This window comes from Mesorhizobium sp. M2A.F.Ca.ET.039.01.1.1, assembly GCF_003998035.1.
Taxonomy (GTDB): domain Bacteria; phylum Pseudomonadota; class Alphaproteobacteria; order Rhizobiales; family Rhizobiaceae; genus Mesorhizobium.
On record NZ_RZRY01000250.1, the window covers coordinates 1 to 8,395 of the forward strand.

The following is an 8,395-nucleotide window of genomic DNA, read 5'->3' on the forward strand; positions in this document are numbered from 1 at the left end:
CCGAGAACGACGAAAAAACCACCAGGGCCGGCCTCGGGGCGATCTTCGCAAAGGACGAACCCCCAACCGCCATACTGGCGATGTCGGACCGCATGGCGCTGATCGCCATCGACTGGCTGAAAGCGCGGGGCCTGGACGTCCCCGGCGGCGTCTCCATCGTCGGTTTCGACGGCGTGCCGGACGGCGCGCTGTGCACGCCCGCGCTGACCACGATCGCCCAGCCTATCACCGAGATCGGCCGCCGCGCCGCGCGCATGATCCTCGATCATGACGGTACGGTGCGGCGCGAGACGATGGGTGTCGAACTGATCGTCAGAGCCTCGACCGGCCCGGCCCGCACAGGCTGAGCGCTCTTGCGGCGTCGCGCAATTGCGAGCGGAAAACCGCTCCGCACTTCTCCTGAAATTGCTTCAGTATCCTCCCGCCCTTGCCGGCACCGGCTGCGCGCCGAACGGCCTGCTTGGAGCCTCCCCGCGCGCTTCCTTGGCGCGGGACGGCCCAAGACCGGCAAGCCATTCAAGGTAGAGCGCAAGCGCGAACTGCATGGCGATGCCGGCCGCGATCAGCAGCGTATCGTAAGCCGGGCCGCCCGGGTTGATCAGCTTCAGCACCTGCGCCGACATCGCAAGCAGCGTGCCGGCGATGAACACCGGCAGCGAGCGCTTGCCCAGAATGGCCAGCGGATTGTCGGGCCTGACGCGGAAGAGGTTGGAGACAGCCGGCAACGCGACGATCAGGTAGCTGATGGACAGAATGTGCAACAGCCGCGGCAGCGACAGGAAGGTCTTGTCGAAACCGCCGATCACCACCGGCAGATTGAACCAGGTGATCTGGCCCCAGAGCGGGCTGTGCACCCAGATCGCCGCGCCGACCACGTAGATGCCCGCGGCGCCAAGCAGCCACGGATTGATCGGGATTCGCCCGCCCCGCTTCACATGCAGCATGGCGGCAAGGCCGATGTTGAAGACGAACTGCCAGGACAGCGGGTTGAGGAACCAGAGGCCAGGCTCCGGGTAGTTTGGCGGCGCGATCTGCCAGATGCCGGCGACGAGCCAGAGCAGGCCTGACACGATCAGCGCCGTCACCGGCCTATGGCTGACGAACAGCACGAAAGCCGGCGCCGCCAGAAGCAGCGCCGCATAGACCGGCAGGATGTTGTTGTAGCCGAGCTGGTGGCCGAGCGTGACGATGCCGAGCAGCACCTGCGGCGTGTTCTTCATCAAGGGCTCGATGTTTATCATGGTCAGCATTTCCGGCCGGTGCGCGAACAGCGCGGCGGCGCAAAACAGCGCGATCACCACCATCGTGATGACGATGTGAGCGATGTAGAGCACGCCGGCGCGCCGCCACATCTTCAGGGTCGCGAGCAGGCGGCCGCCCGGCTTGAACTTCGTGCCGTAGGCCAGCGCCACCGAGATGCCGGAGATCAGCACGAAGGCTTCGGCCGCGTCGGAAAAGCCGAAATTCTTGTAGGTCCAATTCTCGAAGACCGTGCCCGGAACGTGGTCGACGAAGATGGTGAGCAGCGCGAGCGCGCGCAGCACGTCGATACGTGTGTCGCGCTCTCCGATACGCTTGTCGCGTTCGTTGGAAACAGGGGTGGTCATCGACAAAAGGCCTCAAAGCTGGTTGTTCATAGCCAGCAATGCGACCCCCGGGGCGCACCGCTTCGATTCCTCCCGCGGGAGGTATATCGGCGCTGAAACGGACTGAAATGCGCCTGGTTCAATCAACTTTCGCGGAGCGCGAAAATATTCCGTTTTGAAGCCGGCAAATCAACGAATCTCTCATGGAATCAAATGGATGTGAGCGTGTCCGAATATAGCGATGAAAACAGTATCCTGCACAGTGATCTTGGCTTCCGCTACCGCGTGGTGACGCCGGCAAAGTCGACCGGCAAATGCCTGTTTGTGCTGCACGGATCGGGTGTGGACGAAACGACACTCATCCCGCTTGCAAAGAAGATTGCGCCCGACGCGACGCTGGTTGCCGCGCGTGGGCGCATCCCCCAGGACGACGGCTTCCGCTGGTTCGAGCGAATCACGCCGACAAGTTTCGAACAGACCAGCATCCGCAAGGAGACCGCCGCCTACGCCGAATTCGCCCTAGAGGTATCCGAGCGCCATGGCCTCGACCCGCCGCGCGCGGCCTTCCTTGGCTATTCGAACGGCGCCAACGTCGTCTCCAGCCTGATGCTGCTCCATCCTGGCCTGGTCCGGCAGGCGGCGCTTCTGCGAGCGATGCCGGTGCTCGACACTTCGCCGATGACCGATCTCGGCGGAACACGTGTCTTGATCATCGCCGGCGCCGCCGACCAGGCCTACGGCCCATTCGCCCCGGCGCTGGTGACGCTGTTCAGCGAACGCCGCGCCGAGGTCGACGCGCGCATCGTTGCTTCGGGCCATGAATTCGGCGCCGCCGACGCCGCGATCGCGCGGCAGTGGCTGGCAGGTCCCATGCCGACGGCCTGACCGCGCCGCCAGCCGGGCGATGCTGCCTTTAGACGGCAGGCGCGGCCCGTGGCGGCTCGAGGAATTCTACCCTCGTCCCATCCGGTTCCAGGCATCCAGGCCTGCGATCTTGTAGGCTTCCGCCAGCGTCGGATAGTTGAAGGTGTTGTTGACGAAGAAGTCGACCGTGCCACCGAGATTGATCACCGCCTGGCCGATATGAATGAGCTCGGTGGCGCCCTCCCCGACGATGTGGGCGCCGAGCAGGCGGCGCGTCTCGACAGAGAACAACAGCTTCAGGAAACCGCTTGAGACGCCCATGATATGGCCGCGCGATGTCTCGCGAAAACGCGCCAGGCCAACCTCATAAGCATCGCCGCTCTCGCGCACCTGCTCTTCCGACAGGCCGACCGTCGAGATCTCCGGCACGGCGTAGATGCCATAGGGAAAGCTCTCCGGCGGCGGCGGCAGGTTGACGCCGAAGGCGTGCAATGCCGCCACCCGGCCCTGCTCCATCGAGGTCGAGGCAAGGCTCGGGAAGCCGATGACGTCGCCGGCCGCGTAGATGTTAGGCACGCTGGTCTGGAAGGTCTGCGGATCGACCTTGACTCGGCCTCGGGCGTCAGCCTCGATGCCGACCGCGTCGAGGCCGAGGCTGGCGATGTTGCCGGTGCGGCCGGCGGCGTAGAGCACCATCTCGGAGCGGATGGTGCGGCCGTCGGCGAGCGTCACCTCGGCATAGTCGGGTTTGGAGGCGATCTCCTTGACCGAACTGCCGAGCCGGATGGTCATGCCGCGGTCGCGCATCTGGTGGATGAAATCGTCGACGATCTCGCGGTCGATGAAATCCAGGATCGAGTTGCGCGGCTCGACCAAGGTCACCGGCACGTCGAGCGCCGAAAAGATGGTGGCATATTCGACGCCGATGACGCCGGCGCCGATCACCGTCAGCGTGCGCGGCAGGTGGTGGAGTTCCAGCATCTCGTCGCTGTCGAAGATCCGCTTCCGGTCGAAGGGCACGTCGGCCGGCCGGTGCGGCCGGGTGCCGACGGCAATCAGCGCGTTGGCAAAGCCAACCTCGCTGTAATCGCCATTGTCGGCGGTCAGGCTGGCCTTGTTCGGCGTGAGGAATTTAACCGCGGCGCGCGCGCTCCTCACGGTGTTGCGCATGAACTGGTGCTGCAACACCTCGACCTCGTGGTCGAGGGTCTTGTGCAGCCGCTCGACCAGATCGCCGATCGAAATGTCCTGCTTCACCCGGTAGCCGCGGCCGTAGAAGCCGCGCTCGCGCCAGCCCGAGAGATTGAGCACGGTCTCGCGCAACGTCTTCGACGGAATGGTGCCGGTATGCACCGAGACGCCGCCCAGACGCCTGCCCCGGTCGACCACCAGGACGGACTTGCCCAGCTTGGCCGATTGCACGGCGGCGCGGCGTCCCGAAGGGCCGCTGCCGATGACCAGCATGTCGTAATCCATGAACCCCTTCCCCGCATCTTGTGCGCCGCAACAAGCTAATCCGGCGGCGGCGTCATATTCAACTGCCTATCGCGTCTGCCTACCGCGGAAACTCTGGAAGAAGCGGCCATATGAACCGTAACCCGACGGCAACGCTTGCGTGCAATGGTGATAAGCGAGGGAACCACGGGGTGGCTGAGCTTTCATGTCCAAAAGCGATACCTTGCCTGGCACAGCGACTGGAATTCCTGTCTGACCTACAGACCCACCCGGTCTTCGTGGATCTGCGTGAAGGCCTGTTTCGTTTCATCGCGCTGCTCGTCGCCGCGATCTTCGTCTATCGCGGCGTGAACAACGTCATCGTCGATCCGGGCCGCCTCAACGTCCTGCTGCTGACGATCTCCGAGACGCTTACCTTCATCTGGCTGCTTCTGGCGCGGCGGCCGATTGTCCGCGACTGGAGTCCTTTCACGGTATTCATTTCGCTGACGGCGGGTTTCGGCTCGGGCTTCGTCTCGCTTCAGGAGGGCGCCGCCATCATTCCGTTGTCTATCGCGGCGCCACTGCAGTTGCTGGCCTTGTGGCTGGTGATCTGGGGCAAGATGTCGCTCGGCCGGTCCTTCGCCATCCTGCCCGCCAATCGCGGCGTCGTCACCGGCGGGGGGCTACCGCTACGTGCGGCAGCTGACGGAAGAATATCGCCACTATCTCGGGCGGGTTCGCTACAGGCTCTGTCCCGGCATTTTCTGAGATCACGCCGCCCGCCCGCTGGCACGTTCCTTGAATTCCGGGCCACTCTCACCATTTGAGAATGGGGCAGGCATCCTTATGCGGATGCGGCGATCGAGGAACGGACATGAACGCACGCGTTTTGGATGGTGAGATCATTACGACCAGGTTCGAGGACACCCGCGCCTATCGCGGGGTGCGGACAAGGCGGATCTTTGCCTTCCTGCTCGACTATTTCTTCGTCGCGCTGCTGACCATTCCCTTTGCCATACTGGTGGCCATTCTCGGGCTTTTGACCTTCGGCCTCGGCTGGGCGCTGTTTTCGGTGCTGGTGCCGATGGTCGCCATCCTCTACATCTGGAATACCTTGGGCAGCCGCGACCAAGCGACAACCGGCATGAAGATCATGGGCATCCGCCTGGAGAAGCTCGACGGCAGCCGTATCGACGGCATGACGGCGGTGGTGCATTCCGTTCTGTTCTGGGCTGCCAACGTCATCGTGACGCCGCTGGTGCTGCTGGTCACGCTGTTTTCCGACCGCAAGCGCACGCTGCACGACCTTTTGCTCGGCACCGTGGTCACCCGCACCGACATCTGACGGTGTCCAGGGTCGCGTCCATCGAACCGCCGCGCCGCCTGTGCCCAAATATGAACAGGCTTGGGCCGCCGCGCCCGCACAATCCTGTTGAATTTTTCGCCGGCCGGGCCAAAGGTAGGGCGATTCGCAGGAGCGTTTCCAAGATTAGATGACGCAGCATCCGACACAGTCGCCGCAGTTCTTCCTGACCGCGCCGTCGCCGTGTCCCTACCTGGAGGGACAGTTCGAGCGCAAGGTGTTCACGCACCTTGTCGGCGACAAGGCGCCGGAGATGAACGACCTGCTGACGCAAGGCGGCTTCCGGCGCTCGCAGAACATCGCCTACCGTCCGGCTTGCGAGTCCTGTCGCGCCTGCGTGTCGGTGCGCATCCTGGCGCAGGAATTCGATCCCAGCCGCAACATGCGCCGCGTCATCCAGCACAATGCCGATCTCGTCGGCGCCATGCATGACGCGCAGCCCTCGACCGAGCAATACTCTCTCTTCCGCAGCTATCTCGACGCCCGCCATCGCCGTGGCGGCATGTCGGACATGACCGTGCTCGACTATGCGATGATGGTGGAGGACACGCATGTCGACACCAAGATCATCGAATACCGGCGTCGTGGTCCTGATACCTTCATAACCGGCAAAGGCCAGGGCGAACTGATCGCCGTGGCGCTCACCGACAAGATGGCCGACGGCCTGTCGATGGTCTATTCCTACTTCAATCCCGACCTCGAGGACCGTTCGCTCGGCACCTTCATGATCCTCGACCACATCGCCCGTGCCAAGGCGATGGGCTTGCCCCACGTCTATCTCGGCTACTGGGTCAACGGCTCGCGCAAGATGAACTATAAGATGCGATTCATGCCGCAGGAGCATCTCGGCCCGAAGGGCTGGGAACGCTACGACCACGAAGCGGTCAGTCGCTGAGCCGCCCAACGCTTCACCCTTAAACTGTTTCAAGGAGGAGGACGCTGGTCTTTCGGCCGGCAGGCTGGAACGACCGCGTCACGGCCGCTTTGCGTCCCCTCAAGTTGCTTGCGAGATTGCCCGCATGCCCACCCATACCGACCACCAAAAAGGTCTGCTGATCACCGCCATCGGTGGCCTCACGCTGACCGTCGACATACCGCTGATCCGGCTTGCCGACGGCGCACCCTGGACGATCATGCTGCTGCGAACCGGCACCACCTTGCTGGCGGGGCTGGTGATGTGGGCGATCTGGAGGTCGCTGGACAGGAACGCGCCGAAGCTCATCCCGGGCTGGTCGGGGCTCGCCGTTGCTGTCTGCTACGGTTTGACCGGCATAAGCTTCGTCACGGCCGTCTATCATACATCGACCGCCGACCTTGTCTTCATCCTGGCCTTCAACACCGTTTTCGCGGCGCTGCTGTCGTGGCTCTTCCTCAAGGAACGACCGCGGATTGCGACCGTAATCGCCATGTTGGCGATGATAATCGGCGTGCTGATCATTGTCGGCGGCTCGGTCGGAACCGGGCATCTGTTCGGCGATTTCATGGCGCTTTGCTCGGCCTTCTTCGTTGCGCTCGCCATCACCATCTCGCGCGCCAGCGGCAAGGACATGGGCTTCACCGGGCTGGTCGGCGTCATCCTGCCGCTGGCGCTCGCCGCCTTCATGGTTTCGGGCGAAGGATTCCACGTGAACGCGCCGTGGTGGATCATCTTCAACGGCGCCGTGATCATGCCGATCTCGTTTTTCTGCCTGGCCAATGGGCCGAAATACATTTCGGGGCCGGAGGTGGCGATGTTCTATCTTCTGGAGACCGTGCTGGCGCCGATCTGGGTCTGGCTGATCTTCGCCGAGGCTCCCACGCGCAACAGCCTGATCGGCGGCACGATCCTGATCGTGACGCTGGTGGCGCATTCGCTGTGGCAATTGCATGAGGGCCGCAAGAGGCGGGCGGCGCTTGCCGTGGTTCACCCGGCCTGAATCTTCCTTGGCTCGGCCGCCGCCTCGATCTGGGACGGCGCGCCGGTGTGATCGGCGACCGGGGGAATCTCGTCCATCAATTCCACCTCGCGCAGCCATTCGCGCCAGATGGCGACGAGCAGGGCCATCAGCACCGGGCCGATGAACAGGCCGAGGAAGCCCATCGTCTTGACGCCGCCGATCAGGCCGAAAAAGGTCGGCAGGAAAGGCAGCTTGATCGGCCCGCCTACCAGCTTGGGCCGCAGCGTCTTGTCGACGATGAAGAGCTCGACCGCGCCCCATGTGAACAGCGCAAGGCCGGCGAACAGCTTGCCGCTGGCCGCGAGGTAGATCGAAACCAGGGTGAAGGAGAGCGGCGCGCCGCCGGGGATCAGCGCCATGATGCCGGTGAGCGCGCCAAGTGTCACCGGCGACGGCACGCCGGCGAGCCAGTAGGCGATGCCCAGCACAAGGCCTTCGCCGATGGCGATGATGGTCATACCCGTCACGGTCGAGGAGATGGTCGCCGGCACGACGCGCGAGATGCGCTCCCAGCGCGTCGGCAGGATGCGCTCGCCCAAGCGATCGACCTGGGCCGCGAAAGACTCGCCGTCGCGATAGGCGAAGAACAGCGCGATCATCATGAACAGAAGCATCAGCAGCAGGCTGAACGCACTGCCGCCAGCAGCCAAAGCTCCGCGATAGATGTTTCCGATATTGGAGCCGCTGACCGCCTGGATCACTTCACCGATGCCACCGGGATGGCCAAGATAGGATGTCCACTGCCCGTTCAGCCACTCGCCGATGACCGGCATGGTGGCAATCCAGCCCGGCGTCACCGCGCCATGCCGGTTGGTCTCGATCGCCCAGGTGACCCACTCGCGCAGCTCGTTGATGGCGTAGGTGCCGGCCAGCGCGATCGGCACCACCAGGAAGGTTAGGATGAAGAGGATCGCAAGCGTCGCGCCTATGGTGCGGTTGCCGCCGACGGCGACGAGCAGCCGGCGGTAGAGCGGCCAGCTGGCGAAGGCGATGACGAGCGCGGCCAGAACCGGGAACAGGAAGCCGTGGAAGAAATAGACGCCGGCGGCGGCGATCAGCACCAGAAGCCAACGTGCCGCCGACAGCGGCGGGATGACGGCAGCCCTGAGCGGCGTCGACAGGCCGAACAGGCGCTGCCCCGGCTTCTGGATCTCGGCGCGCTTCAACCCGGCGTTTCTCCCTATCCGATGTTCGATGGATGCTTATGC

The 8,395-nt window shown here is 64.0% G+C and carries 9 protein-coding genes; 6 read left to right on the forward strand and 3 right to left on the reverse strand.

Going from position 1 to position 8,395, the window contains the following annotated elements:
• Positions 1 to 347, forward strand: a 347-nt coding sequence (locus tag EOA24_RS19185) for a substrate-binding domain-containing protein (RefSeq protein WP_189354020.1), incomplete at its 5' end; no start/stop codon positions are given.
• A gap of 63 nt (positions 348 to 410) precedes the next feature.
• On the opposite strand, the gene opgC is transcribed toward EOA24_RS19185, so the two are convergent.
• Positions 411 to 1,607, reverse strand: coding sequence for an OpgC domain-containing protein (opgC, locus tag EOA24_RS19190; RefSeq protein ID WP_126082959.1), 1,197 nt, complete (start codon positions 1,605 to 1,607; stop codon positions 411 to 413).
• A gap of 204 nt (positions 1,608 to 1,811) precedes the next feature.
• On the opposite strand from opgC, the gene EOA24_RS19195 reads away from it, so the two are divergent.
• Positions 1,812 to 2,471, forward strand: a complete 660-nt coding sequence (locus tag EOA24_RS19195) for an alpha/beta hydrolase (protein WP_245467072.1) — start codon at positions 1,812 to 1,814, stop codon at positions 2,469 to 2,471.
• 66 nt (positions 2,472 to 2,537) lie between these two features.
• Here the strand turns inward: EOA24_RS19195 and sthA are convergent, their stop codons facing one another.
• Complete coding sequence (gene sthA, locus EOA24_RS19200; protein WP_126082961.1) at positions 2,538 to 3,926, reverse strand: Si-specific NAD(P)(+) transhydrogenase; 1,389 nt, start codon at positions 3,924 to 3,926, stop codon at positions 2,538 to 2,540.
• 110 nt (positions 3,927 to 4,036) lie between these two features.
• Here sthA and EOA24_RS19205 point away from each other — a divergent pair, with 110 nt between their 5' ends.
• The 4 genes from EOA24_RS19205 to EOA24_RS19220 all read left to right on the forward strand — a co-directional run bounded on the left by EOA24_RS19205 (position 4,037) and on the right by EOA24_RS19220 (position 7,166).
• Positions 4,037 to 4,714: a hypothetical protein gene (locus EOA24_RS19205; RefSeq protein WP_245501822.1), complete on the forward strand. Its 678-nt coding sequence runs from the start codon at positions 4,037 to 4,039 to the stop codon at positions 4,712 to 4,714.
• A gap of 47 nt (positions 4,715 to 4,761) precedes the next feature.
• Positions 4,762 to 5,232 carry an RDD family protein gene (locus EOA24_RS19210; protein ID WP_126082962.1) on the forward strand — a complete coding sequence of 157 codons (471 nt, stop codon included), beginning with the start codon at positions 4,762 to 4,764 and terminating at the stop codon, positions 5,230 to 5,232.
• Between the two features lie 148 nt (positions 5,233 to 5,380).
• Positions 5,381 to 6,145, forward strand: coding sequence for an arginyltransferase (locus EOA24_RS19215; RefSeq protein WP_042640082.1), 765 nt, complete (start codon positions 5,381 to 5,383; stop codon positions 6,143 to 6,145).
• Between the two features lie 124 nt (positions 6,146 to 6,269).
• The gene (locus EOA24_RS19220; protein WP_126082963.1) at positions 6,270 to 7,166 is read left to right on the forward strand and encodes a DMT family transporter; all 897 of its coding nucleotides are present in this window, start codon (positions 6,270 to 6,272) and stop codon (positions 7,164 to 7,166) included.
• Here the strand turns inward: EOA24_RS19220 and EOA24_RS19225 are convergent.
• Entirely contained in the window at positions 7,154 to 8,353 is a 1,200-nt protein-coding gene (locus tag EOA24_RS19225; protein WP_126082964.1) for an AI-2E family transporter, read from the reverse strand. The two genes, EOA24_RS19220 and EOA24_RS19225, sit on opposite strands and share 13 nt — an antisense overlap.
• Positions 8,354 to 8,395: the final 42 nt, after the last annotated feature.